We start from the raw sequence: 23,158 nt of genomic DNA on the forward strand, positions 1-23,158 counted from the left end.
TGTGTAAAGCAAAATATCTGTGGATAACGCAATAAGTTGTGGATTAAACTCTATTAAGCACAAGTCTTCGTCCTTTGGTCGCAGGCCCAAGGAGAGACTTGCTCTCCCCTCCCCCTTTTCTATGATTTTGCCATGACCAACGTTTTTCCTTTTGCCCAAGTGGATGTGTTTTCCGAGCAAGCCAGTTACGGCAATCCGCTCGCAGTGGTAGCCGATGCCGAGCGCCTGGACCAAAGCCAGATGGCGCAGCTGGCCCATTGGACCAATCTCAGCGAAACCTGTTTTCTGCTGCATCCCACTGATGACGGGGCCGACTACTGCGTGCGAATTTTCACCCCTTTGCAAGAGCTGCCCTTTGCCGGTCACCCGACTTTGGGCGCCTGTCACGTTTGGCTATGCCAGGGCGGCCAACCTCAGGGCGAAGACGTGGTGCAACAATGCGGCGCGGGGTTGATCCACATCCGCCGCGACCAAGGCCGCCTGTACTTTTGTGCCCCGCCTTTGCGTCGCAGCGGCCCGCTGGACGCAGACATGATTGACCGCATCGCAGCCGCTCTTGGTTTACAGGACGCAAAAGTGGAAGCTGGCGCTTGGGTCGACAATGGACCCGGCTGGGCCGCGCTCCTGCTCAAAGATCGTCAGACCCTGTTGCAGGCCAAACCGGACTACGCCGCCCTCAAAGGCATGCGCATCGGCCTGGTCGCGCCGGTTGGGGAACTAGGACATGGATTTGACTTCGAAGTCCGCGCTTTCTCGGCGGGTGGCTTTGAAGATCCGGTGACAGGCAGCCTCAACGCGGGCATCGCCCAGTGGCTATTGGCGGACGGCATCGCGACTGGCGACTACATCGCCGCACAAGGCACGCTGTTGGGCCGCAAAGGCCGCGTGCATGTGCTGCAGGATGGCGCGGACATATGGGTCGGCGGCGCTGTGCAAGACGGCATCACTGGCACGTTGAAGCTCTGACGTTATTGCGCCACCCGCGGGGCAATCTTGGTGCCATCCACCAGCCCTGCGGAAGGGTAAAGCACCACCTCTGTGCCCACGTCCAATCCGTCGATCACCTCGGCTTCAATGCCGTTGTTGCGCCCTGGCGTGACCGGGGTCAGCACCGCCGCGCCGCTTGCATCTGCCACAAACACCGACCATCCGCCGTCTTGCCGGAACAAAGCGCTGGAGGGCACGATCAGCGCATCCTCAGCCTCCCAAACCACAATTCGAGTTTCCACGCGGAAACCATGGCCCAAAGTGGCGCGCGCCTCGGGGTCATCGGTGAATTGGATCACCGCATTCACCCGCTGTTCCTCCACGCCCAGCGCAGAATATTTGGTGAATCCCCAGGGATCGATCCGCTCCACCTCACCCTGCAAATCACCATCCCCGCCCCAATTGGTGATCAGCACCCGATCGCCCACATCGACGCGCACCGCATCGGTCGAGAGCAGTTCCACCACCACCTCAAGGTCACTCTGCGTGTCACCGACCTCAAGGATCGGCGCCCCCGCCGCCAAAGTGGTCTCACTCTTTTGAATGACCCTTAGCACCCGGCCGGAAATCGGGCTGGGTACATCAATCGGCGTCGCATCGGCGCCGGTGGCCGCATCATACAGCCCCTGATCGTCAAAGCTGATCAACCGGGCGCGGGCGTTCTTCAAATCTGCCACCCGCATGGAAATGGCCGCTCGCGCGGTGTCCACAATCGCATTCATACTACGTGCTGTGCCTTCCAACCGGTCCAATGCCGCCTGAGAAATTGTCTCCTGCGCAAAAAGCTTGCGGCCGCGCTGTACATCGTCGTCGGCCAAATCCCGATCCGCCATCGCCTTGTTCAGATCCGCCTCGGCCACCCGCAGAGCTGCCTCCGCAGCTGCAATGGCCGCGTTCGCCTGCTCGCGTGTGCGAATGTCAAGCGCCGCCGGATTGGTCGGCAACATCCGCGCCACCACGGTTTTGTTCTTCTCGACATAGTCCCCCGGCTCCAGCGTCACCCGCAGCAACCGTCCGGCAATCGGCGTGCTCACCACATAAGGATCGCGCACCTGCGTGCGCGCCTCCTCATCCACGGTCACCATCATCGCGCCGCGTTTGACTTCGCCCAGATCAACCAGCATCGGCTGCGGCCAAAACGCCGCCGCCAGCCCCGCGCCCACCAGCGCCGCCGCCACAAGTGTCAGCCCTTTGCGTGATTGTCGCCGCTTTGCCATGCCCTCACTCCCTCGTCTTCAGCGTGGCCACAAGATCCACCCTGCCAATCTCTCGTTTCACCATCCAGCCACTGATCAGCGCCGCCAGCACCACCGCCAATCCGGCCACGCCATAGGCATCGGCCTTAAACTCGGTGGGAATTTGATAAAGGTCCGTGCTGAAGCCCGCCGCCACCAGAAATGACAGCCCATAGCCCAGCAAAACGCCCATCGGAATCGCCAAGATCACCACCAGCGCCAACTCACCCAACAAGATGAAACTCGCCTCCCCTTGGCTGAACCCCATCACCCGCAGGCTGGCCAGATCGCGGCTCTGTTCGCCAAAACTGATCCGCGCCGCGTTATAAACAATGCCAAAGGTGATGATCCCGGCAATCGCCGCCATCACAAAGCGCATCGTGCCCGCCCCCGCATCCATCAGCTTTTTCATCGCCGCCCGCGCGTCATCTTTCCGAGTTACCCCCGCCACTTTCGGCACATCTTTGAGCGCGGCAAACAGCGCCGGATAGGCCTCGGCATCCACCCGCATATAGGCACCGGAAATCCGACCCGGTTCGTTCATCGCCGTGTTCAGCGCCTCAAGCTGCATATAGGCCGGCGCGCCCAAGAGCGTCTCCGCAATCCGCGCCACGTGCAGCTCCAACACCGGCCGCCGCCCTTCGAGCACCTCCACCGTGATGGTCCCACCCGGCTGCACCTTCAGGATATCCGCCAAAGCCTTGGCCAACACGATGCCCCGCGTCGGCATCTCAATATCCGCGCCGTCTTTGTCTAGCGCTCGGGACAGCTTGGCCCCGGGCACCAATCCGGTGATCCCCCCGCGATAATACTCCGGCCCGTGACGCAACACCGCGCTCACCGCGCGGGTTGGTTCCACCTCGATCACGCCAGCCAAATGCGCCAGGTCAAACGCCGTCTTCTCCGGCATTTGCTCAAAAAACGTCACCGCCACATCGCTGCGATCGACCACGCCATAGGTTTTGTCCAACACATCATTGAAACCCGACATGACCGACAGCTGCGCAGAGCTCAGTCCCATACCCGCCGCGATCCCAAGCACCGCACCAAACACCCGTCCCGGATTGCGCATCACCCGGCGCAGCACCATGCGGCTGGGCTGATCGAGCCACCGCTTCAGCGAGTCCGAAATCGCGCCGGAACGGGAGAAATCCGCAGGCGCCGGAGGCCGCATTGCCACCGCAGGTGTAAGGGCAAACACCCGCCGCAACACCGACGCGCCGCCCACCACGGCCGCCAAAACGCTCACCAGAATGCCCGCCGCAAAACTCGACGGCTCCACGCGAAACACCAAAAACGGGAAGTGATACAGCGACTGATAGACCCCAGCCAGCAATCGCCCCGACCAAACGCCCCCCAGACAGCCCAACAAAGCCCCGGCCAACGCGATCACAATCACCAGCTTCACATAATGCAGCGCCACCTCAACATCGGTATAGCCAAAGGCCTTGATCAGCCCGATCTGCTCCCGCTCCGCCTGCACCATGCGGCTGATCACAATATAGAGCAGGAAGGCTGCCACCCCCATGAAGATCGGCGGCACTGCCTTAGACGTGGCATTCAACCCCTTGATTTCTTCACTCAGGAAGCGATTGCTCATCTGATCCGCAACGCCATAAGCCCCCAACCCACCGTAGCGCGCCAACATCGCGTCCACTGCCGTCAGAACCTGTTCCACCTGCGCGCCCCGTTCCAAAGACAGCAATGCCTCGTTAAACGCGCCTTTCAAGTCAAACGCCGCCTGCAAGGCCTCTTCATTCATCCATAGAACGGCAAAGCGGTTGTCATCCGGCACAAATTCTCCCGCAGGTACGTTGAACAGAAATTCCGGGGCCTGTGCGATGCCCACGACGCGGAAATCGCGCCGGTTGCCATGCATTGTTGCGGCCAGCCGGTCGCCCAGCGCCAGATCATGCGCCTTGGCAAAGCTGCGCAGGATCAACACCTCATCATTGCGCCCTGCCTGCGGCATTTGCCCTTCCGCCAAATACACGCCATTGAGCCGCGGCTCCCGCCATTCCGGCAAAGACACCACCTGCGCCCGCACCGGCAAATCCTGCCCCGCCATATCCACCAGCGCGCCGCCCTGAATGCGCCCTTCCACGGCGTCCACACCGGGAATCTCCGCCAGCCGATCCAACATCTTCTTGGGCGCACGCGTCACCGGCGCAAACACATCCGCCAACCGGTAGCGCTCATAGTAAGTGCTGCGGGTCTCTTCGAGCGAGGAGATCATGCCCGACATCATCACCAACAGCAGCACGCCCACAGCCACCACCAAGGCAATCGCCCCGGCCTGCCCTTTGATGCGCCACAAATCGCGCAGGAGTTTCTGATCCAGCGCCCGCATCACATCACCAATGAATCTCATCCGGGCTGAGGCGGGTCTCATTCTCCACCACTTCCCGGATCGCGCCATCGGCAAAATGGATCACCCGATGCGCCATCTGCGCCGTCGCCGCCGCGTGGGTCACTATCATCACTGTCGCGCCCAGCTTGCGGTTCACGTCATTGATCACATGCAGCACTTGCCGCCCCGTCTTACTGTCGAGCGCCCCGGTCGGCTCGTCGCAAAAAAGTACCGTCGGGTTCTTCGCAATCGCCCGCGCAATCGCCACGCGCTGCTGCTCCCCTCCCGACATCTGCGCCGGAAAGTGATCCATGCGTTCGCCCAGCCCCACCAGCCGCAGCGCCTCTTCCACATCCATCGGGTCATCGGCAATCTCGGTCACAAGCTCGACATTCTCCCGCGCCGTGAGGCTCGGCATCAGGTTGTAGAACTGAAACACAAAACCCACGTGATCGCGCCGATAGAGCGTCAGCGCCCGGTCGTTCATCTCACTTAGGTTCTGGTCCTGGAAAAACGCATCGCCATCGCTCGAACGATCCAAGCCGCCAATGATATTGAGAAGTGTCGACTTGCCGGACCCCGACGGCCCCAACAGCACCACCATCTCCCCTTTGGGAATGGTCAGGTCAACGCCGCGCAGCGCATGCACCGCCGCCGCCCCCTCGCCGTAGACTTTGGTCAGCCCCCGCGTGCGGAATGTCGGAAGTTGGGATCTGTCATCCTTGGCCATGGCCCTCTCCTTGCGCAGAGCCTAGCTCCACAACCAAGGGGTGTCCATGTGGTGAAAGCGCCGCGCCAAATCCGGCCTAACCAACAAAAAAGGCCAACCCCAAGGTCAGCCTTTCTCTCATCAAACTGTTAGCGCGCCTTAGCCCGCCTTGCCTTCCAGCGCCTCAATGCGCGCCTTCAGGGCTTCGTTTTCTTCGCGGGCTTTCTGCGCCATGCCACGCACCGCATCAAACTCTTCGCGGGTGACAAAATCCCGATCCGCCAGCCAACGGTCCATCAACGACTTCATCGCGTTGTCGGCCTCGTCCTTGGCGCCCTGAGCCACACCCATGGCGTTGGTCATCAACTGAGACATGTCGTCCATGAATTTGTTCCGGGTTTGCATCGCACTCTCCGCTTATCTGATCCTGACTGCCTATATGGGCATCTACCCGCTCAGACACAAGGTTGACTTTGTCGCAACGGCAAGGCCACTTGTGGCGCAAACCCACGCGGCCCAGACAGCGACGGAGCAGTCCCATTCAGTTCCCAAATATTTCCCCTGAAATCTTCTCCATCTCGCTGTTTGGCATGGAATTTGCCCTGCGCTGGTACGCCTTGGCCTATATCGTTGGCATCCTGATCGGCTGGCGCATTGTGGTGGCCACCGTGAACCGCCCTGCATTGTGGCCAAAAGACACCGCCCCCATCACCGCGCGTCAGATCGAAGACCTGCTCACCTGGGTGATCCTCGGCGTGATCGCCGGGGGACGTCTTGGCTATGTGCTGTTTTACAAACCTGCCTTCTACCTCGCCAATCCCGGCGACATCATCCGCATCTGGGACGGCGGCATGTCATTCCACGGCGGCATGTTGGGCGTCATCGTCGCGGGCTGGCTCTATTGCCAGAAACATGACTTGATCAAACTGCAAGTGGGCGACGCCATGGCGCTTGGTGTGCCCGTCGGCCTGTTCCTCGGCCGCATCGCCAATTTCATCAACGCTGAGCTTTGGGGCCGCCCCACCGACCTGCCATGGGGGGTGATCTTCCCCGGTCACGCCGCGCAAGACTGCGGCCAGCTTGCCGCGCTTTGTGCCCGTCACCCGTCACAGCTTTACGAAGCGCTGATGGAAGGTCTGATCCTCGGCGTGGCCATGCTCTACCTCGCCTACCGTCGCGGCGCTTTGAAAGCCCCCGGCACCATCACCGGCACCTTCTTTGTGGGCTATGGCCTTGCCCGCTTCATCGTCGAGTTCTTCCGCCAGCCGGACGCGCAGTTCATCTCTGAGGGCAATCCGCTGGGCCTTGCCCTGCAATTTGGCGGCTACGGTTTTACCATGGGCCAACTCTTGTCCCTGCCAATGATCGCCCTTGGCGCCTACCTGATCCTGCGCGCCCGCCGGTCATGAGCGATCTGGCCCAACATCTATTGGCGCGCATCGAAGCCCACGGTCCCATGACCGTGGCCGACTTCATGAGCGAAGCCCTGATGCATCCCACCATGGGTTATTACACCACACGTGACCCGTTGGGTACCGAGGGCGACTTCACCACTGCGCCGGAGATCAGCCAGATGTTTGGCGAACTCGTCGGTCTCGCGCTGGCGCAGGCGTGGCTCGACCAAGGCGCCCCCGCGCCCTTCACGCTGGCCGAACTTGGCCCTGGTCGCGGCACGCTTATGGCCGACATCTTGCGCGCCACCCGCGCGGTGCCCGGTTTCCACACCGCCGCGCAAATCCACCTTGTCGAAGCCTCAGCCACCCTGCGCGCCAAACAAAGAGAGACCATCACGGCCGAGATCATCCACCACGGCACTGTCGATACCCTGCCACAGCAGCCGATCTTTCTTGTGGCCAACGAATTCTTCGACGCGCTGCCCATCCGCCAGTTCCAACGCGGCCCCACCGGCTGGCACGAACGCCTGATTGCCATGCGCGACGGCGCCCTGACTTTTGCATTTGGTCCCGAACTGCCGCAGCCACAGCTCGAACATCGGCTTGCCGACACAACGCAAGACATGATTGTCGAAACCTGCGCCCCCGCCTTTTCCGTAGCCAACGAAATCGGCACCCGCATTCGCGATCATGGTGGCACGGCGCTGCTGATCGACTACGGCGACTGGCGCTCAAAGGGCGACACCCTGCAGGCTCTGCAAAATCACGAATACGCCAACCCGCTCGCCACTCCCGGCGAGGCGGACATCACCGCGCATGTCGACTTTGAGGCTCTTGCCCAAGCCGCCTCCTGCGCCCACAGCAAGCTCACGCCCCAAGGCGTTTTTCTGGAGCAACTCGGCATCACGCCCCGCGCCCAAGCTTTGGCCTCCCGCCTCACCGGTGACGCCTTGCAATCGCACATCGCCGCCCATCGCCGCTTGACGCACCCCGAGGAAATGGGAAACCTGTTCAAAGTGCTCGCGCTCTTCCCGGAAAACGGCACCCCTCCACCAGGATGCACCATATGACGCTTGAGATACTGACCTCAGACCTGCTTGCCCCCGTGCGCCACGGGTTCTTCACCCGTCGCGGCGGCGCCTCGTCCGGCGTCTTTGCCGGGTTGAACTGTGGCATCGGCAGCTCCGATCAGTCCGAGATTGTCACCATCAACCGTCAGCGTGTCGCCAGCGCTATGGATGTGGAGCTCTCCCACCTTGCCTCCGTGCATCAAGTGCACTCCGCCGATGTGGCCACAATCGCCGCGCCCATCGACGGTGAACGCCCCCGCGCGGACGCCATTGTCACCGCCACCCCCGGCATTGCCCTGTCGATTCTCACCGCAGATTGCCAACCTGTGCTGTTTTCCGACGCCAACGCAGGTGTGATTGGCGCCGCCCACGCCGGATGGCGCGGTGCGCTTGATGGCGTGCTCGACGCCACATTGGACGCCATGGAAGCCCTCGGCGCCTCCCGCGCCAACACCCACGCCGTCATCGGCCCCTGCATCAGCCAAGAGGCCTACGAAGTTGGCCCGGAGTTCCTCGATGCCTTCCTCAGCGAAGACGCTGGCAATAGCCGATTCTTCAAAGATGGCGATGGCGATCGCAAACTCTTCGACCTGCCCGCCTACGGCCTGCATCGTTTACACGCAGCAAACATTGGCAAAGCCGAATGGACCCGCCATTGCACCTATTCTGACCCGGACAGATTCTACTCTTACCGGCGCACAACCCACGCCAAAGAAGCCGACTACGGCCGCCTGATCGCCTCTATCCGCTTGTAAACAAGGGCTTTCTGCGAATACCGCAGATTTGTCTCTCTATTTTCCTCAAATCTGACCAATCCTGCCGCATCTCTGCCCCATTTCGACACGAGACTGATCTCAAGTTGGAAACAATGGTCCACAAGAGACCAAGACATGCCAAGGAGAGCAGACATGAAATCCCAGAGCCGCTTCGTTAAATCCGTAGTTGCAGCATCCAAAAAAGACGCGCCACAAATGCCATGGGCCCGGGGCGCACGCCGCGCCGCTTTCATCGCCAAGCGCAAGGGCGTGACGCTCAAGCAAGCAGCTTAAGCACCCGCCTTACCTCGTATTTCCGCAAAGCATCTTGCAATTTGGCAAGGTGCTTTTGCGTTTTTACCGTCGCCTGTATGTGCAATTTTTGAGCACCAGCGCGCGCCACACACCTCGAAGCACCCACATTTCCGCAACCCCAACCCGCCGCATTGCTTAAATTCCTGAACCGTCTATAACGCGAGCCAAATTCTGATCTCAGAGGCGCATATGACGGACACACCTCAAGTCGGCATCATCATGGGCAGCCAGTCTGACTGGCCCACGATGAAAGAAGCAGCCACCATTTTGGAAGAGCTGGGCATTTCTTACGAAAAGAAGATTGTCTCCGCCCACCGCACCCCGGATCGCCTCTGGTCCTACGGCAAGGAAGCCGCCGGTCGCGGCCTTCAGGTGATCATTGCAGGCGCTGGTGGCGCAGCCCATCTGCCCGGCATGATGGCCTCCAAAACCCGCGTGCCAGTTGTGGGCGTGCCGGTGCAAACCCGCGCACTGTCCGGTGTCGACAGCCTCTATTCCATCGTGCAAATGCCCAAGGGCTTCCCAGTTGCCACCATGGCCATTGGTGCCGCTGGTGCCGCCAACGCGGGTCTGATGGCCGCCGGCATTCTGGCGCTGCAAGACACCGATCTGGCCGACCGTCTCGACGCCTGGCGCGATGCACTTTCTGCCTCCATCCCAGATGAGCCACAAGATGACTGAAGCGCTTAAACCCGGTGCCACAATCGGCATCCTTGGCGGTGGCCAACTAGGCCGCATGTTGTCGGTTGCGGCCTCCCGCCTGGGCTTCAAAACCCACATCTATGACCCAAGCCTGAACCCACCAGCCTCTCATGTGGCGGATGTGGTGACGCGCGCGCCTTATGAAGACGAAGAAATGCTGCTGCATTTCGCCTCTGTGGTTGATGTCATCACCTATGAGTTTGAGAACATCCCAACCAAGGCTCTCGACATTCTAGAGAGCCAGAAGCCCATTCGCCCAAACCGCGAAGCGCTGCGGGTCTCCCAAGACCGCCTGACGGAAAAGACTTTCCTGCAAGACCTTGGCCTGAAAACTGCGCCTTTTGCAGACGTGACCGACGCCGACGACATGGCCAAAGCCGTTGCCGAAATCGGGGCGCCATCGATCCTGAAAACCCGCCGTTTTGGCTATGACGGCAAAGGCCAAGCCCGCCTGAAAACTGCTGAAGATGCCGACGCGGCTCTGGCCGATATGGCTGGCGCGCCAGCCCTGTTGGAAGGCTTTGTCGACTTCTCCCACGAGGTCAGCGTGATTGCTGCCCGTAGCATCGACGGTCAGGTTGCCTGTTTTGACCCCGGCGAAAACGTGCACAAAGACGGCATCCTTGCCACCACCACTGTGCCCGCACGCCTGTCTGCTGGGCAACGTATGGACGCCGTTCTGCTTGCCGCCAACATCCTGAACAAACTGGACTATGTCGGTGTGATGGGCGTGGAGCTCTTTGTCACCAAAGACGGGCTGATCGTGAACGAAGTCGCCCCGCGAGTGCACAACTCCGGCCACTGGACCCAAAACGGCTGCGCTGTGGACCAGTTTGAACAACACATCCGCGCCGTCGCCGGCCTGCCCTTGGGCGACGGCCAACGGCACAGCGATGTGGTCATGGAAAACCTGATTGGTGACGACATGGATCGCCTGCCCGAGCTGCTGCAAGAGCGCGACACCGCCGTGCATCTCTACGGCAAAGCGGAAACCAAAGCGGGCCGCAAAATGGGCCACGTCAACCGCATCAAACGCGGCGACTAGCCCTGCATATCCAGCAAAAACCGGCGGAAGGTCTGCCCGCCATAGCGGACCTCCCCCACCTCTTCGGCTCCCATCCGCGCCAAAGCTTTCACTGACCGCCGCGTTGGCGCCAGCAGGAACTGCACCGCTTCAATACGTGCATCCTCCCGCGCAAATTCAAGCGCCTGACGCGTGATCGCCAGCCCTTGCCCAAAGGCCTCCGGCGTCAGCACCAGGCCAAAATCCCAGACGTCGCGCTCCTTCTCAAAGCCGCCCCAGCCGAGAAAGACATCCCCTTGCCAAATTGCCCAATGGCCCAGCCCATCCTCTTCCCAACGCTGCGCCTTGATCTGCAAAAAACCGTCCACATCGAACGCGCCATCAAGCAGCGGCAAATGCTCCGCCACCCGCGCATCCGCCATCTGTGCAACCAAAAGCGCCCGCGGCACCGCCTGCAAATCTCCAAACTCAAAACCCGGCACCGCCCAACACCTTCTCATTCAAACAATATCCTGGGGAGTCACCGCCATGCGGTGACGGGGCAAAGCCCCTACCCCATAAACCGCGCGGCCACATCGCCCGCCATAAAGCTCACTTGTCCACCCACCAAGGTGGCCCCAATGCGCCCGCTCTCCGCATCCACAATCACCAGATCCGCGCGCTTGCCCGCTTCCAACGTGCCGCGATCATTCAGCCCCAGCACCTCTGCAGGCTTGGCCGACACCAGCGCCCAGGCCTGTGCAAAGTCACAGACACCATCCTCCACCAGCCGCAACACCGCCTGACGTGGCGCAGGATAGTGGTAGTCTGACGCCAGGCCATCCACCAATCCCGCCGCAACCATCTCCGCTGCCGACACCTTGCCGGAATGGCTGCCGCCACGCACCACATTGGGTGCGCCCATCACCACCGGATCGCCCGCAGCTTTGGCCGCCTCCGCTGCCGCCAGGGTCTCGGGGAACTCACTGATCGACAGTCCGCAACCGCGCCAAGTCTCCCGCGTCGCGGCGCTGTCGTCGTCATGGCTGCCCAGCTGCACGCCTTTCTCCGCCAACCGCGCCGCCAACCGCGCCACCTCTTCCGGCACAGACTCCGTCACCGCATGCAACGCCTGCAGCAACGCCAGATGCGCCTCCGGACTGCGCCCGCTTTTGAGCGCCTGTCCGGTCAAACGCGGCGGCTTCTTTCCCTTGGCCAAGGCCGCATGCGGCAAGTGATCATTGAACACCACATAGGGCACGTCAAACGCGGCAACCGCCGCCTCAAACGCGGTGTAATCCTCCAGCAAATGGCTCTCGAACCGCAGCTGCACCAACATCTCTGTGCGCAGCCCTTCGGTGGCGGACAGCGCCTCCAAAAACCGCCGGGCAAAGTCTGGCGAGCGCATCCCGCCTTCCCAGCTCCAGAACTGCGCCAGCACCGCTGTGGTGATCCCATTGGCCGCCAGTTCCGCATCCACCGACACCAACCCGTCGCCTAGGTTTTTCATCGCCCCGCGACGTGGTGCCAAATGCCGCTCAAATCCGTCGCCGTGCAAATCGACGATGCCTGGCAAAATCTGATACCCGCGCAGGTCCACCTGCCGCGCACCGTCCGCGTCTCCAATCCTGCCAGCCACAATTCCAAGCGGCTCTTGCGCAAACCCCTCCGGGCGCAGCACGTCTGCGCCGTGCAACAGCAGGTCCGTCATTGGTTCTCCGCTCCGCTTTGAGCCGAAGCACTCGGCCCCACGATCTCGCGCCAGATCCGATCCCAAAGATCGTCTTCCTTTTCCGCCTCCGGATCGCCATCCGCATCCACAATCCGCTGCAATTCCCGCAGGGTGGCATCCGCGTCGCCCCACTCCAGATCATGGTCAAAGGCGCCTTTTTCCAAAAACTCGCGCACCTGCACAATCACCATAGGGTTGTTCATCATAAACGTATGGGTCACCGGCAAAACAATGTGATCCGCCATGCCCTCGACCTTGGTGCTTTCCACCGAGACCTTGCCGTCATCCGGCCCAGCAATCAGGCTGCTGTAATAGGGGTTGAGCGACTTGTCTCCGGCAATCACACCCAGCTCAAAATCCACCGGTGCCAGGTTGGCCGGCAAGCCATCGGTGCCAAGCTGCATCCCCGCAGGGCCGTTGAGCCAGACAAACGGCTCCAGGTAGCTGAATTCATCCACCAGTTCCGAGCCCTTGTTGGGTGGCCCCAACATCACCACGCGGCCCAGCTCCGGCGGGCGATGGTTCTCAAACCACACGCGGGTCAGAATGCCGCCCATCGAATGGGTGACAAAATGCACTTTGGTCCAGCCGCACTTGGCCACCGCCTTGGGCAGTGTCATATCCGCCAGCGTCTCGATCTCTTCTTTGGTGGAGGGATAGCCCAGCCGCACCACTTTGTAGCCATAGCGCTCCAGCGCCAGTTCCATCAAAACAAAGGAACTCTCAGACCGTGCCAACCCATGTAACAGGATCACGCATTCCTGCGGCCCGGCCTCAGCGGCCTCCGCCGTCTGTTGCTCTGCAAAACTCTGCGTGCTCAGCCCCAAGGCCAGCACCGCTGCCATTTTCAAAAATCGAACCATAGACTTGAGATAGGCCCTAAGCGGGGCCTACAAAAGCAAAAACCTTACGGAAAGCGCCACAATGGCAACCCTTCGCCCACCAAAGTCGCGCCCATTGCGTCTCGCCGCCCGCGCCGTGATCCTGCACGAGGACCGCCTCTTGCTGGTCAACGCCTACCCGGATCACAAAGGCGCGCTCTGGTGCGCGCCCGGTGGCGGGGTCGAAAAACACAGCAGCCTGGCCGACAATCTGATCCGCGAAGTGCATGAGGAATGTGGGCTCACGGTCTCCGTTGGCGCGCCCTGCCTGATCAACGAGTTCCACGATGAGGAGAGCGATTTTCATCAGGTCGATCTGTTTTTCCGCTGTACCATCACCGATGGAGCGTTGGACGAAAGCTGGCAGGACCCGGAAAACATCGTCTCAAAGCGTCGCTTCTTTTCCCGCGCAGAAATAGACCAGATCTCCTACCGCCCGCTCAGCCTGCCAGATGTGGCCTGGGGCGACGGCGTGCACTACGACGCGCTGGAACCGTTGTTGAAGTTCTAGCCTAGACTTTACGCATAGACACCAGCACGCCGCCAATCACCAGCACCGCCGCGCCGACAAAGCGCAGCGTCAGCGGCTCGCTCAAAAACGCCATGCCGCCGGCCATCGCGATCACTGGCACCGAGAGCTGCGCCACTGCGGCGCGGCTCGCTCCAAGGCTTGGTAAAATCGCGTACCACAGGGCATAGCCCAGCCCCGAGGTCACCACGCCAGACACCACGGCCAGCACCACGCCCGCCGCGGGCATTTCCATATCCATGCCCAAAGCAGCGCCAAGCGCCAAAGCCACCGGGGCGGCCAAAATGAAATTCATCGCCGTGGCCTGCGTCGCATCCACCTCTTTGCGCCCTTGCAGCGAGTAGATCCCCCAGCCAAGCCCCGCGCCCGCCATCATGGCCACATGCGCAACCGAAATCGCGGGACCACCGGTCGGCGCCAACAGCCAGACCAACCCGCCCAGCGCCAGGCCTGCGCCCAACCACCGCGTCACCGGCACCGCTTCGCGCGTCACCACCGCGCCGCCAAACATGGTGATCTGCACCACGCCAAACAGCACCAGAGCGCCCAAACCGGCATCCAGGCCGCGATACGCCAGCGAAAAGCCAAAGATATAGGCCAGTAACCCCGCCACAGCGACACCGCGCCCGACCCCGCCCAGCGCAAAGCCACGCTTCTGCCAAACCACCAAGGCCGCCAAAGCCAATGCACCGCTCACAAGACGCACCACGCCAAAATCCACCGCCTCCATGCCAGCGCCATTCACGGCAGCGCGGTTGAGCACAGAGTTCGCGGCAAAAGCCGTCATTGTCACAGCGGTCAGGATAAACAATTTCATGAGGCCCTAGGTGACACGTGTGACCCGGCGGAGCAAGCAAGCCGGGTCACACGCCTGCCCCGCCAGAGAAGGACCAAACTCTAAGGCGGGGCGATAGGCCAATCAGGGAAACAGCACCCATTTTCCGGGCACCATGGAAAGCGAACCACAGTGCGGGGTTTAGGGGGAGCCGGAAAGCTGCGCTATTTTTGACTGGCCAAAACTTGTTGCGCAAAGCCGCGATCCCGCGCCTTGTCGCTCAACCAGATCGCCATGTAGCGATCCCGAATACCATTGTGCTGCAACGTACAGGTGGACTTACCATTGACCCAAAACTTCAACGCATTGCCACCCTTGGGCGAGGCCACAATCCGGTCGCCCGGCTGAATATCGCGGTAGCAGGCGGTCAACTTTTGCTGGATTTGCCCATGATCGGATTTCTTACCCTCAATCCGTGCCATCTCGTCCATACTGGCCTTGAGCAGAATCTTGCGTTTGATCTTACGGGCGTATTCGATCTCCAGCGCATAAGACCCGTTGCGGTCAAACCCCTGCCCCTGCGGTGCAAACATCTGTGCGTCATAGACTTTGAAGCCCAGCCACCGGAACTGTCCCGTGCCAAGTTCCTGTGGCTGCCCCAGAAGGCTGCGCACCTCCGGCGCTGGGGTCGCTGAATTGGCAGAGGCGTCTGCCGCCCAGCCCAACACGGCCGCGCCGCTCAACAGCGCCATCAATACCCGTTCCCGAAGTGGCAATCGCATGTGCATCCGCCTTGCGCCTCCCGTCGCTTGTCAGGCTGGTTTGCAAAGGGATACGCAGCAAAACGGCGCGCAGATCACTCCGCACGCCGTTCCTGAACGTTCACAAGCCCGTGATCGGCGCCTAGCGCCGCCCCTTGCGCCCTTTATGCGCCTTGGTCACGGTCTTGATCATCTTGCCGAAGTTCTTGTCGTAGGCCCGCTTCTCCGCAAGCGAGGCGGTGTTGTGCCGCTCCTCCGCTTCCAACTTGCGCCAGCGCTCCAACCGCTCCGGATCCAGCGTGCCAGCGTCAATCGCCGCCCGCACCGCACAGCCCGGCTCACTCTCATGGGCGCAATCGCGGAACTTGCACTGGGTTGCCAGCTCGACCACATCGGCAAACAAGTCTGCCAACCCGTCCCCCGCCTCTGCCAACTGCAACTCCCGCATCCCCGGCGTGTCCAAAATCGCCAGCCCGGCGTCGGTGAAGTGCAACTGTCGGCTGGTCGTGGTGTGCCGCCCCCGGCTGTCATCTTCACGGATCGCCCCGGTTTCGGCCTGCTCTGTGCCAAACAGCGCGTTCACCAGCGTGGATTTGCCCACGCCAGAGGTGCCGAGAAACGCAATCGTCTGTCCCGGTTTGCTCCAGTCCGCCAGCTTTGCGGCGGGCTCCTCGCTTTTGGCATTCAACAGCACCACCGGCACCCGATCCGAAATCGCCTGCGCCTGATCCACAAACGGCGCTGTGTCCTCACACAAATCCGCTTTGGTCAGCACAATCACCGGCGTCACATCCGCCTCAAAGGCCAGCGCCAGAAACCGCTCCAACCGCGCCACGTTGAAGTCGTTGTTGCAACTGGTGACCACAAAGGCGGTGTCTACGTTGGCGGCAATCATCTGAATGCTGCGGTCGTGCCCGGCGGCACGGCGCTTGAACAGGCTCTTGCGTTCCAGCACTGCGCTGTGGCTCGGCAGCTCAGCGTTATACAACAGCCAGTCGCCCACCGTGGCCTCCGGTCCCGGCGGCACCAAAGCGTCAATGCCATCACCGCGCACCCGCAGACCATTGCGATGCACTTCCACCACCCGCACCGGCGGCGTGGCTTCCAAAATGTCCAGATCGGTTTGCTGGGCAAAAAACGATTGCCAGCCCAGAATATCCAACGGCGACCGCTTTGGCGTTTCCGCTTTGGCTGCAGCCCCTGTTGGCAAAAATTGGGAATAGTCCCGTGTCATTGTTGAGAGTCTCTCATGGAGCGGTCGCGCCACATCTGGCCACACCGCAAGGTATCAGAAAATGGGAAAGGCACAAACGCACAGCCCCGCGCCAAGACGCCGGTCTCGCTGTCTCTGTTGTGCACCGGGTGGGCATCGTGCCACCCGCCATGATCAGGCATCCAGTTTCTGGCCCATAAAACCTCCATCAAAGCTGGAATGGATATAGTCCGCCCACAACTCCACAACAACCCGTGCGCCTAGGACGCCCGGCGGGTGATGAAATCCTGCATCATCTCAATCAGCATCGGAGCCTGTTTCGGCGTGATCACATGCCCCATGCCCTCGATCAGATGGTGGTCACAGTTCGGGATCAATCCCGCAATCTCCGCCCCCGCTTCCGGCGGGATCAACGTGTCCTTGTCGCCATGGATCACCTGACAGGGCAGCGCCACCTGTGTCAGGTCTTGTCGCCGATCCGTGGACGCTATGACGGCCAGCACCTGCCGGTTGATACCTTCGGGATCAAACGCCCGATCATAGGCCTGCGCCGCCTGCGCCGCGACCTCTTGTTGGGTCATCGGAAAGGCCGGGCTGCCCCAATTGATATACTCGGCAATGCAACTCTTGATATAGGTCTCCCGATCCACATGCCGCGCCAACAAGGTCGCCAGCCATTCTGCATTGCCGCCCCGCTCCGCAAACGGCCGCGCGGTGGCCATCACAATGGTGCCACTGAGCAATCGCTCCGCATGATCCATACACAGAAGCTGCGTAATTGCACCGCCCATAGACATGCCAAACACATGCGCCCTCTCTAGGCCCAGCGCATCCATCACGCCCACCACATCCTTCGCCATATCGTTCAATCGATACGCCGCAGGCGTCGGTGCCCCCGCCAATGCCGCCGCCGTGATCTCATCCGCATCGCTAGCCACGCCCGCTTTCGGACAGCGCTGCGACAGCCCCACATCGCGGTTGTCAAACAGCACCACGCGAAACCCCACTGCCGCAAGCCCCTCGTAAAACTCCTCGGGCCAATGGATCAGCTGCGACCCCAGCCCCCGAATGAGCACCAACGGCACGCCATCCTCAGGCCCATAGGTCTGCACCTCAATCTGAATGCCATTTGCGGTGATCTGCATGGTGGCGCCCCTCGCTTGCTTCACTATTTGGGAAGACACTAAAGCCCAACGTTGGTTTGTAAATCCGCGACGACACAAACGGGCAACTTAGTGCTAAGCTCGCGGTCACCGCCCCCTTGCGAGGACCCAACATGCCACGCCCCTTACCCCACCAAGGCACGCAACCATTCCTGACCTACACCGGCATGGAAACCGATCTGATTTTCACCCAGGGCGTGGACCTACCAGGCTTCGCCAGTTTCCCACTGCTCGAAACACCGGATGGCCGAGCCCACCTCACCAGCTACGCCACTGACCTGACCGACCTCGCCGCCCGGTCTAACCTGGGCGTAATCCTGGAAAGCGCCACCTGGGTTGCCAACACCGACCGCGCGGCCGCTCTGGGCTATGATGCGACAGCTGTGAGACAAGCCAACCTCAACGCAATTGCGTTTTTGTCGGAACTGCGCTCCCCCCTTGACCACACCGCGACCCTAGTCAGCGCCAACATCGGCCCGCGCCATGACGCTTATGCGCCTGATACCCGGATGTCGGTCACCGAGGCCACCGCCTATCACACCACGCAGATCGCGACACTCGCGCAAACCAACGCGGACCTCATCACCGCCTACACTATGGCGGACCCCACCGAAGCAACCGGCATGGTCCTCGCCGCGCGTGCATTTGCCCTGCCCATTGTGGTGGCTTTCACCGTCGAAACCGACGGCACCCTCCCGACAGGCGGCAGCCTTGAAGACGCCATCTCCCAAATCGACGCCGCCACAAACGCCTATCCCGCCTACTACATGATCAACTGCGCTCATCCCGACCACTTTGCCGACGTCTTTACCGACGCGCCCTGGACACAGCGCGTCCGTGGTATCGTCGCCAATGCCTCCCGTTGCAGCCATGCCGAATTGGACAACGCGACCGAACTGGACGCCGGAAACCCGGCAGAGTTTGGCCAACAACTGGCAGACCTACGCCAAAAACACGCCCACCTCCGCGTGTTGGGCGGATGCTGCGGCACCGACAAGCGGCATTTGTCCGAACTGGCAAAACGCCTTACCTCGTAAGGCCTTGAACCACCGGTTGGCTCCCCCCATCTCTGCGGTGCGTTAACGCTGAGCGAAACCTGATCAAAAAATCTCACGCAACGGCGTTGACTCCCCTTCGCACTCTGCCTAACTCTTTCGCCGTTAGCACTCGCCGACAGGGAGTGATAACGGCTCCGCTGAGGGAGTCAGGGAGACAACTCTAGTTAGGGAAACCTAGTCATGGCTTTTACACCTTTGCATGACCGCGTGCTCGTACGCCGCGTTGAAAGCGACGAGAAAACTGCTGGCGGTCTGATCATTCCAGACAGCGCCAAAGAAAAACCAGCCGAAGGCGAAGTTGTATCCGTAGGCGCAGGCCTGCGTGACGACAAAGGCGCGCGCGTCGAGCTCGACGTCAAAGCAGGCGACAAAGTCCTGTTCGGCAAATGGTCCGGCACCGAGATCACCGTTGACGGTGAAGAGCTGCTGATCATGAAAGAATCCGACATCATGGGCATTCTTGCCTAATCGTCTGACCGACATTTACGAATTTAGGAGCCAATAAGATGGCAAAAGACGTCAAATTTGACACCGATGCCCGCAACGCAATGCTGCGCGGCGTAAACGTTCTCGCAGACGCGGTTAAAGTGACCCTGGGCCCAAAAGGCCGTAACGTTGTTCTGGAGAAATCCTTCGGCGCACCACGCATCACCAAAGACGGTGTATCCGTAGCCAAAGAGATCGAGCTGGAAGACAAGTTCGAGAACATGGGCGCACAGATGGTGAAGGAAGTTGCTTCCCGCACCAACGACGAAGCTGGCGACGGCACCACCACCGCGACCGTTCTGGCGCAGGCAATCGTCAAAGAAGGCCTGAAGCAGGTTGCAGCTGGCCTGAACCCAATGGACCTGAAGCGCGGCATCGACCTGGCAACTGCCAAAGTGGTTGAAGGCATCGTTTCCTCTTCCCGCGAAGTAAAAGACTCCGACGAAGTTGCACAGGTTGGCACCATCTCCGCCAACGGCGAAGCTGAAATCGGCCAGCAGATCGCAGACGCGATGCAGAAAGTTGGCAACGAAGGTGTGATCACCGTTGAGGAAAACAAAGGTCTGGAAACCGAGACCGATGTTGTTGAGGGCATGCAGTTCGACCGCGGCTACCTCTCCCCTTACTTCGTGACCAACGCAGACAAAATGATCGCTGATCTGGACGACTGCATGGTGCTGCTGCACGAGAAGAAACTGTCTTCCCTGCAGTCCATGGTTCCACTGCTCGAGCAGGTGATCCAGTCCCAGAAGCCTCTGCTGATCATCGCAGAAGATGTTGAAGGCGAAGCGCTGGCAACTCTGGTTGTGAACAAACTGCGCGGCGGCCTGAAAATTGCTGCTGTTAAGGCACCTGGCTTCGGCGACCGCCGCAAAGCCATGCTGCAGGACATCGCAATCCTGACCGGTGGTCAGGTTATCTCCGAAGATCTGGGCATGAAGCTCGAGAACGTCACCATGGACATGCTCGGCACTGCTAAGAAAATCGAGATCACCAAAGACGAAACCACCATCGTTGACGGTGCAGGCGAGAAAGCCGAGATCGAAGCACGTGTGGCTCAGATCCGCACTCAGATCGAAGAAACCTCTTCCGACTACGACCGTGAGAAGCTGCAAGAGCGCGTTGCCAAACTGGCAGGCGGTGTTGCTGTGATCCGCGTTGGCGGCATGACCGAAGTGGAAGTGAAAGAGCGCAAAGACCGCGTAGATGACGCCCTGAACGCGACCCGCGCGGCCGTACAGGAAGGCGTGATCGTAGGTGGTGGTGTTGCTCTGGTTCAGGCTGGTAAAGCTCTGGAAGGTCTGGAAGGCGCAAACGCTGACCAGAACGCCGGTATCACCATCGTGCGCAAAGCCATCGAAGCGCCTCTGCGTCAGATCGCTGAGAACGCCGGTGTGGACGGTGCGGTTGTTGCGGGCAAGATCCGTGAATCTGCTGACACTTCCTTCGGCTTCAACGCACAGACCGAAGAATATGGCGACATGTTCTCCTTCGGTGTGATCGACCCAGCCAAAGTGACCCGCACCGCTCTGGAAGACGCAGCCTCCGTTGCAGGCCTGCTGATCACCACCGAAGCGATGGTTGCTGACAAGCCAGCCAAAGACGGCGGCGCACCTGCAATGCCTGACATGGGCGGCATGGGCGGCATGGGCGGCATGATGTAATCACAACTCCCGCCAGGGATTGTGATAGCGTCAGGCGATTGGCCTTCGGGCCAATCTGCCGAGAGCTCTCGCCAGACAAGATTAAAAGGGTCGCCTCCGGGCGGCCCTTTTCTTTTGCGAAAGATGTTCGAAAGACTACTTGAGAGCTTAACGCGCTATTTTCGGCCCAAAGCCATAAATCTGGATGCTACGCTCTGCACGAAGGCGTGCTATTAGTGAAAAAACGCCAGCCTAGATTTCTCGGTAGTTGGCGGAGGAAGCTCCTACGAGGCCGAGGATGCACGCGCCAACGAGGCGCGACAGACAAGCCTCACGCCTCGCAAGTTCTATCAAGTTGTGTTGGCGTGTTTACTGAACCAGCTGTGGTTCCGGGGATTCTGTTTTACGATTCCCACCTGCAAGATCATCACAGGTGTTTGGTGGGTTATCGACAACAGACGCAACCTCCACCGTAGAAACGATGTCGATGCAGATTTCCAAAAGCGAATCGCTCCGCGAGAACCCGGGCACTAGCTGAAGCTTTGCCAGCCATCGCTTCACGTCGTGTACGTGTATTGCGACGTACTCGTCTTGATGGTCTTCAAGGTTGGACATTGGGACCTCCTGCTGCACGTGCAGCAAATACTCGTTACGGATACTAAGGTTCTTCAAGTGACTTCGGTGAGTTTGGCTTGATAAGTTTAGTGCCGCTCGACGAGAACAATCTTGACGAATCTTAGTTAATTTCAGATTAACTGTACATATTATGTTCTACCGATGTTCACTTTATGTGGTCAGTTTTTCCATACCTGTTAACGTTAGTCATTTTTCCGCTGCGCGCATACACCAATCAGCGATGTCCGTATCGCAGCCATCCGGCAAACACTGCAACCGCGACATCGCAGCCCCCCTTACTTCCAAAACCACATCGCCCGACCTCGCCGGCCAGCGCCCCATTGACCGTCAGGGGCTCACATCGCGCGCTCCCGTGAGGTGACCGCTCCCATGGCGGGGGCTTCCCCGCCACCCGCGGTCTGGCGCTGCCCTACTTTCCCACCAAACAATTTCCCCAACACCGCCCCCTCACGCTAAGCTCGGCGCACGCAATCCAAGTCATAGGCCCACCATGCTCAAACACCTCTCCCTCGCCGCCACAATCGCTGCAACACTCGGGTCCACCGCTCCCGCGTCCGCAGGCACCGAAGACTTCATCGGCGAAATCATGATGTTTGGCGGCACCTTCTGCCCGCGTGGCTATGTAAAAGCCAACGGCGATCTCTACCCGATTGTCGAGAACCAAGCGCTGTTCAGCCTGTACGGCACCATCCACGGCGGCGACGGCCGCACCACTTTTGCCGTGCCTGACCTGATGAAATATGCGCCTGAAGGCATTCTCTACTGCGTTGCAGAAGTCGGCGTCTTCCCTTCCCGCAACTAAACAGCTCCAGTGAGGTGCCATCGGGCATCTCACGGCCCGCCTTAAATAAACGCCGAAAAGCTCTCCGCCCCGGCCTTCAACCGCCCGCTCTCATCAAAATCACTGTCCGCGTTAAACCGCATCAACGCGCGCTCACCCAATCCGGCCACAAGCGCCGCTTGCCCGTCCAGCACACCCGCCAGTCGCGCCTGCAACGCCGCTTCCTCAGCGCCTTCAAAATACCCGTGCACCCCATGCACGACCTCAGGCTCATACACATCCAACCCCAGATACCGCAGCGTATAGGCCGACGGCCACAACAGCAGGCGCACATCCCCCTCTTTGCCCCCCGGCCCGCACTCCGCCGCGCTCGCCCCGGTGGTCACACAAAACAGCGCCCGCTTGCCGCGACAGCGCCCCGTGTCAAACCGCTCCTCCACCGTGTGCAAATCGCCATGCACCAGCGTGCGGTCAAACCAACCTTTTAAGACGGCGGGTGGCGCAAACCACCACAGCGGGAAGTGAAAGATGATCTGATCGGCCTGCCGGATCTTTTCTGCCTCTGCCGCCATATCCATCGGCACCGTGCCCGCTGCCACCGCCGCCTCGTGTGCTTTGAGTGGATCAAACAGCCCGGCCGCGTCCTGCCCAAAATGCCGTGCGCCTTCGACGGCATCAAACTGATGCGCCGACAGGTCACTCCACAACACCTCATGGCCTGCCGCTTCGCAAGCCGCCGCCGAGGCCTCTGCCCAGGCACCGTTAAAAGACTGTCGGCTTGGGTGGGCCAAAACGATGAGCGTCGTGGTCATGGGTTGTCCTTCAAGATGGTCTTCAAACCGCCTACACCCGTTGCGCCGATTTGCGCAACACCGCGCGGTGCGTGAACGATCAAAGCCGCCTCACTGCGTCCCAAAACGCACCTCCGCAAAACAGTCGCGATACCGACAGAATACCGACGTGGCTTTTGCCCCAAAACG

The 23,158-nt window shown here is 60.5% G+C and carries 25 protein-coding genes; 12 read left to right on the plus strand and 13 right to left on the minus strand.

Annotated features, from left to right (window positions below; genetic code table 11):
- Nucleotides 1-132: 132 nt before the first annotated feature.
- The gene (locus tag SIB92_RS11005) at nt 133-966 is read left to right on the plus strand and encodes a PhzF family phenazine biosynthesis protein (protein ID WP_412552111.1); all 834 of its coding nucleotides are present in this window, start codon (nt 133-135) and stop codon (nt 964-966) included.
- Nucleotides 967-968: 2 nt separating this feature from the next.
- On the opposite strand, the gene SIB92_RS11010 is transcribed toward SIB92_RS11005, so the two are convergent.
- The 4 genes from SIB92_RS11010 to SIB92_RS11025 form a co-directional block, all read right to left on the minus strand.
- Nucleotides 969-2,204 carry an efflux RND transporter periplasmic adaptor subunit gene (locus SIB92_RS11010; protein WP_412552112.1) on the minus strand — a complete coding sequence of 412 codons (1,236 nt, stop codon included), beginning with the start codon at nt 2,202-2,204 and terminating at the stop codon, nt 969-971.
- Between the two features lie 4 nt (nt 2,205-2,208).
- Nucleotides 2,209-4,593 carry an ABC transporter permease gene (locus tag SIB92_RS11015; protein ID WP_412552113.1) on the minus strand — a complete coding sequence of 795 codons (2,385 nt, stop codon included), beginning with the start codon at nt 4,591-4,593 and terminating at the stop codon, nt 2,209-2,211.
- Nucleotides 4,577-5,302: an ABC transporter ATP-binding protein gene (locus SIB92_RS11020; protein WP_412552114.1), complete on the minus strand. Its 726-nt coding sequence runs from the start codon at nt 5,300-5,302 to the stop codon at nt 4,577-4,579. Before SIB92_RS11020 ends, SIB92_RS11015 begins: the two co-directional genes overlap by 17 nt.
- A gap of 138 nt (nt 5,303-5,440) precedes the next feature.
- Nucleotides 5,441-5,686, minus strand: coding sequence for an accessory factor UbiK family protein (locus SIB92_RS11025; protein ID WP_299425247.1), 246 nt, complete (start codon nt 5,684-5,686; stop codon nt 5,441-5,443).
- Nucleotides 5,687-5,820: 134 nt separating this feature from the next.
- Between SIB92_RS11025 and lgt the strand changes: the two genes are divergently transcribed.
- From lgt to SIB92_RS11055, 6 genes are all read left to right on the plus strand, one after another.
- Complete coding sequence (gene lgt, locus SIB92_RS11030; RefSeq protein ID WP_412555828.1) at nt 5,821-6,690, plus strand: prolipoprotein diacylglyceryl transferase; 870 nt, start codon at nt 5,821-5,823, stop codon at nt 6,688-6,690.
- Complete coding sequence (locus SIB92_RS11035) at nt 6,687-7,745, plus strand: class I SAM-dependent methyltransferase (RefSeq protein WP_412552115.1); 1,059 nt, start codon at nt 6,687-6,689, stop codon at nt 7,743-7,745. Before lgt ends, SIB92_RS11035 begins: the two co-directional genes overlap by 4 nt.
- On the plus strand, nt 7,742-8,500 hold the full coding sequence (pgeF, locus tag SIB92_RS11040) for a peptidoglycan editing factor PgeF (protein ID WP_412552116.1): 759 nt from the start codon (nt 7,742-7,744) through the stop codon (nt 8,498-8,500). The genes SIB92_RS11035 and pgeF overlap by 4 nt, the downstream gene beginning before the upstream one ends.
- Before the next feature lie 153 nt (nt 8,501-8,653).
- On the plus strand, nt 8,654-8,794 hold the full coding sequence (locus tag SIB92_RS11045) for a hypothetical protein (protein WP_412552117.1): 141 nt from the start codon (nt 8,654-8,656) through the stop codon (nt 8,792-8,794).
- 210 nt (nt 8,795-9,004) lie between these two features.
- Complete coding sequence (gene purE, locus SIB92_RS11050; protein WP_412552118.1) at nt 9,005-9,496, plus strand: 5-(carboxyamino)imidazole ribonucleotide mutase; 492 nt, start codon at nt 9,005-9,007, stop codon at nt 9,494-9,496.
- Nucleotides 9,489-10,562, plus strand: a complete 1,074-nt coding sequence (locus tag SIB92_RS11055; protein ID WP_412552119.1) for a 5-(carboxyamino)imidazole ribonucleotide synthase — start codon at nt 9,489-9,491, stop codon at nt 10,560-10,562. Before purE ends, SIB92_RS11055 begins: the two co-directional genes overlap by 8 nt.
- Here the strand turns inward: SIB92_RS11055 and SIB92_RS11060 are convergent.
- The 3 genes from SIB92_RS11060 to SIB92_RS11070 are packed head-to-tail and all read right to left on the minus strand — an operon-like array spanning nt 10,559 to nt 13,115.
- The gene (locus SIB92_RS11060; RefSeq protein ID WP_412552120.1) at nt 10,559-11,041 is read right to left on the minus strand and encodes a GNAT family N-acetyltransferase; all 483 of its coding nucleotides are present in this window, start codon (nt 11,039-11,041) and stop codon (nt 10,559-10,561) included. The two genes, SIB92_RS11055 and SIB92_RS11060, sit on opposite strands and share 4 nt — an antisense overlap.
- A 50-nt stretch (nt 11,042-11,091) precedes the next feature.
- On the minus strand, nt 11,092-12,231 hold the full coding sequence (locus SIB92_RS11065) for an alpha-D-ribose 1-methylphosphonate 5-triphosphate diphosphatase (protein WP_412552121.1): 1,140 nt from the start codon (nt 12,229-12,231) through the stop codon (nt 11,092-11,094).
- Nucleotides 12,228-13,115 (minus strand): esterase/lipase family protein, encoded by an 888-nt coding sequence (locus SIB92_RS11070; RefSeq protein ID WP_412552122.1) that lies wholly within the window; start codon nt 13,113-13,115, stop codon nt 12,228-12,230. The genes SIB92_RS11065 and SIB92_RS11070 overlap by 4 nt, the downstream gene beginning before the upstream one ends.
- Before the next feature lie 61 nt (nt 13,116-13,176).
- On the opposite strand from SIB92_RS11070, the gene SIB92_RS11075 reads away from it, so the two are divergent.
- Complete coding sequence (locus SIB92_RS11075) at nt 13,177-13,644, plus strand: NUDIX domain-containing protein (RefSeq protein ID WP_412552123.1); 468 nt, start codon at nt 13,177-13,179, stop codon at nt 13,642-13,644.
- Between the two features lies 1 nt (nt 13,645).
- Here SIB92_RS11075 and SIB92_RS11080 read toward each other — a convergent pair whose 3' ends face one another.
- From SIB92_RS11080 to SIB92_RS11095, 4 genes are all read right to left on the minus strand, one after another.
- Entirely contained in the window at nt 13,646-14,479 is an 834-nt protein-coding gene (locus tag SIB92_RS11080) for a DMT family transporter (protein ID WP_412552124.1), read from the minus strand.
- A 182-nt stretch (nt 14,480-14,661) separates the two neighbouring features.
- Nucleotides 14,662-15,219 (minus strand): chalcone isomerase family protein, encoded by a 558-nt coding sequence (locus tag SIB92_RS11085; protein ID WP_412552125.1) that lies wholly within the window; start codon nt 15,217-15,219, stop codon nt 14,662-14,664.
- Between the two features lie 121 nt (nt 15,220-15,340).
- Nucleotides 15,341-16,432 (minus strand): ribosome small subunit-dependent GTPase A, encoded by a 1,092-nt coding sequence (gene rsgA, locus SIB92_RS11090; protein WP_412552126.1) that lies wholly within the window; start codon nt 16,430-16,432, stop codon nt 15,341-15,343.
- Nucleotides 16,433-16,671: 239 nt separating this feature from the next.
- The gene (locus tag SIB92_RS11095; RefSeq protein ID WP_412552127.1) at nt 16,672-17,556 is read right to left on the minus strand and encodes an alpha/beta fold hydrolase; all 885 of its coding nucleotides are present in this window, start codon (nt 17,554-17,556) and stop codon (nt 16,672-16,674) included.
- A 131-nt stretch (nt 17,557-17,687) separates the two neighbouring features.
- Here SIB92_RS11095 and SIB92_RS11100 point away from each other — a divergent pair, with 131 nt between their 5' ends.
- The 3 genes from SIB92_RS11100 to groL all read left to right on the plus strand — a co-directional run bounded on the left by SIB92_RS11100 (nt 17,688) and on the right by groL (nt 20,782).
- Nucleotides 17,688-18,611, plus strand: a complete 924-nt coding sequence (locus tag SIB92_RS11100) for a homocysteine S-methyltransferase family protein (RefSeq protein ID WP_412552128.1) — start codon at nt 17,688-17,690, stop codon at nt 18,609-18,611.
- 201 nt (nt 18,612-18,812) lie between these two features.
- Nucleotides 18,813-19,100 (plus strand): co-chaperone GroES, encoded by a 288-nt coding sequence (locus tag SIB92_RS11105; RefSeq protein ID WP_168591641.1) that lies wholly within the window; start codon nt 18,813-18,815, stop codon nt 19,098-19,100.
- 38 nt (nt 19,101-19,138) lie between these two features.
- Nucleotides 19,139-20,782: a chaperonin GroEL gene (gene groL / locus SIB92_RS11110; protein WP_412552129.1), complete on the plus strand. Its 1,644-nt coding sequence runs from the start codon at nt 19,139-19,141 to the stop codon at nt 20,780-20,782.
- A 348-nt stretch (nt 20,783-21,130) separates the two neighbouring features.
- Here groL and SIB92_RS11115 read toward each other — a convergent pair whose 3' ends face one another.
- Entirely contained in the window at nt 21,131-21,376 is a 246-nt protein-coding gene (locus SIB92_RS11115; RefSeq protein ID WP_412552130.1) for a hypothetical protein, read from the minus strand.
- A 511-nt stretch (nt 21,377-21,887) separates the two neighbouring features.
- Between SIB92_RS11115 and SIB92_RS11120 the strand changes: the two genes are divergently transcribed.
- Complete coding sequence (locus SIB92_RS11120) at nt 21,888-22,199, plus strand: phage tail protein (protein WP_412552131.1); 312 nt, start codon at nt 21,888-21,890, stop codon at nt 22,197-22,199.
- Between the two features lie 41 nt (nt 22,200-22,240).
- Here the strand turns inward: SIB92_RS11120 and SIB92_RS11125 are convergent, their stop codons facing one another.
- A complete protein-coding gene (locus SIB92_RS11125) occupies nt 22,241-22,990 on the minus strand; it encodes an NAD(P)H-dependent oxidoreductase (protein WP_412552132.1) in 750 nt (249 codons plus the stop codon).
- Nucleotides 22,991-23,158 lie beyond the last annotated feature (168 nt).

This window comes from Shimia sp. MIT1388 (assembly GCF_047124445.1).
Classification (GTDB): Bacteria; Pseudomonadota; Alphaproteobacteria; order Rhodobacterales; family Rhodobacteraceae; genus Shimia.

Excerpts from the sequence above, each read along its gene's own strand:
- SIB92_RS11095 (WP_412552127.1), bottom strand. The coding sequence starts at position 17,556 with ATGCAGATCACCGCAAATGGCATTCAGATTGAGGTGCAGACCTATGGG.
- SIB92_RS11060 (WP_412552120.1), bottom strand. The coding sequence starts at position 11,041 with ATGAGAAGGTGTTGGGCGGTGCCGGGTTTTGAGTTTGGAGATTTGCAG.
- groL (WP_412552129.1), top strand. The coding sequence starts at position 19,139 with ATGGCAAAAGACGTCAAATTTGACACCGATGCCCGCAACGCAATGCTG.
- SIB92_RS11005 (WP_412552111.1), top strand. The coding sequence starts at position 133 with ATGACCAACGTTTTTCCTTTTGCCCAAGTGGATGTGTTTTCCGAGCAA.
- purE (WP_412552118.1), top strand. The coding sequence starts at position 9,005 with ATGACGGACACACCTCAAGTCGGCATCATCATGGGCAGCCAGTCTGAC.
- SIB92_RS11125 (WP_412552132.1), bottom strand. The coding sequence starts at position 22,990 with ATGACCACGACGCTCATCGTTTTGGCCCACCCAAGCCGACAGTCTTTT.
- rsgA (WP_412552126.1), bottom strand. The coding sequence starts at position 16,432 with ATGACACGGGACTATTCCCAATTTTTGCCAACAGGGGCTGCAGCCAAA.
- SIB92_RS11100 (WP_412552128.1), top strand. The coding sequence starts at position 17,688 with ATGCCACGCCCCTTACCCCACCAAGGCACGCAACCATTCCTGACCTAC.
- SIB92_RS11075 (WP_412552123.1), top strand. The coding sequence starts at position 13,177 with ATGGCAACCCTTCGCCCACCAAAGTCGCGCCCATTGCGTCTCGCCGCC.
- SIB92_RS11025 (WP_299425247.1), bottom strand. The coding sequence starts at position 5,686 with ATGCAAACCCGGAACAAATTCATGGACGACATGTCTCAGTTGATGACC.
- pgeF (WP_412552116.1), top strand. The coding sequence starts at position 7,742 with ATGACGCTTGAGATACTGACCTCAGACCTGCTTGCCCCCGTGCGCCAC.
- SIB92_RS11115 (WP_412552130.1), bottom strand. The coding sequence starts at position 21,376 with ATGTCCAACCTTGAAGACCATCAAGACGAGTACGTCGCAATACACGTA.
- SIB92_RS11105 (WP_168591641.1), top strand. The coding sequence starts at position 18,813 with ATGGCTTTTACACCTTTGCATGACCGCGTGCTCGTACGCCGCGTTGAA.
- SIB92_RS11020 (WP_412552114.1), bottom strand. The coding sequence starts at position 5,302 with ATGGCCAAGGATGACAGATCCCAACTTCCGACATTCCGCACGCGGGGG.
- SIB92_RS11035 (WP_412552115.1), top strand. The coding sequence starts at position 6,687 with ATGAGCGATCTGGCCCAACATCTATTGGCGCGCATCGAAGCCCACGGT.
- SIB92_RS11120 (WP_412552131.1), top strand. The coding sequence starts at position 21,888 with ATGCTCAAACACCTCTCCCTCGCCGCCACAATCGCTGCAACACTCGGG.
- SIB92_RS11010 (WP_412552112.1), bottom strand. The coding sequence starts at position 2,204 with ATGGCAAAGCGGCGACAATCACGCAAAGGGCTGACACTTGTGGCGGCG.
- SIB92_RS11015 (WP_412552113.1), bottom strand. The coding sequence starts at position 4,593 with ATGAGATTCATTGGTGATGTGATGCGGGCGCTGGATCAGAAACTCCTG.
- SIB92_RS11080 (WP_412552124.1), bottom strand. The coding sequence starts at position 14,479 with ATGAAATTGTTTATCCTGACCGCTGTGACAATGACGGCTTTTGCCGCG.
- SIB92_RS11070 (WP_412552122.1), bottom strand. The coding sequence starts at position 13,115 with ATGGTTCGATTTTTGAAAATGGCAGCGGTGCTGGCCTTGGGGCTGAGC.
- SIB92_RS11055 (WP_412552119.1), top strand. The coding sequence starts at position 9,489 with ATGACTGAAGCGCTTAAACCCGGTGCCACAATCGGCATCCTTGGCGGT.
- SIB92_RS11085 (WP_412552125.1), bottom strand. The coding sequence starts at position 15,219 with ATGCGATTGCCACTTCGGGAACGGGTATTGATGGCGCTGTTGAGCGGC.
- SIB92_RS11065 (WP_412552121.1), bottom strand. The coding sequence starts at position 12,231 with ATGACGGACCTGCTGTTGCACGGCGCAGACGTGCTGCGCCCGGAGGGG.
- SIB92_RS11045 (WP_412552117.1), top strand. The coding sequence starts at position 8,654 with ATGAAATCCCAGAGCCGCTTCGTTAAATCCGTAGTTGCAGCATCCAAA.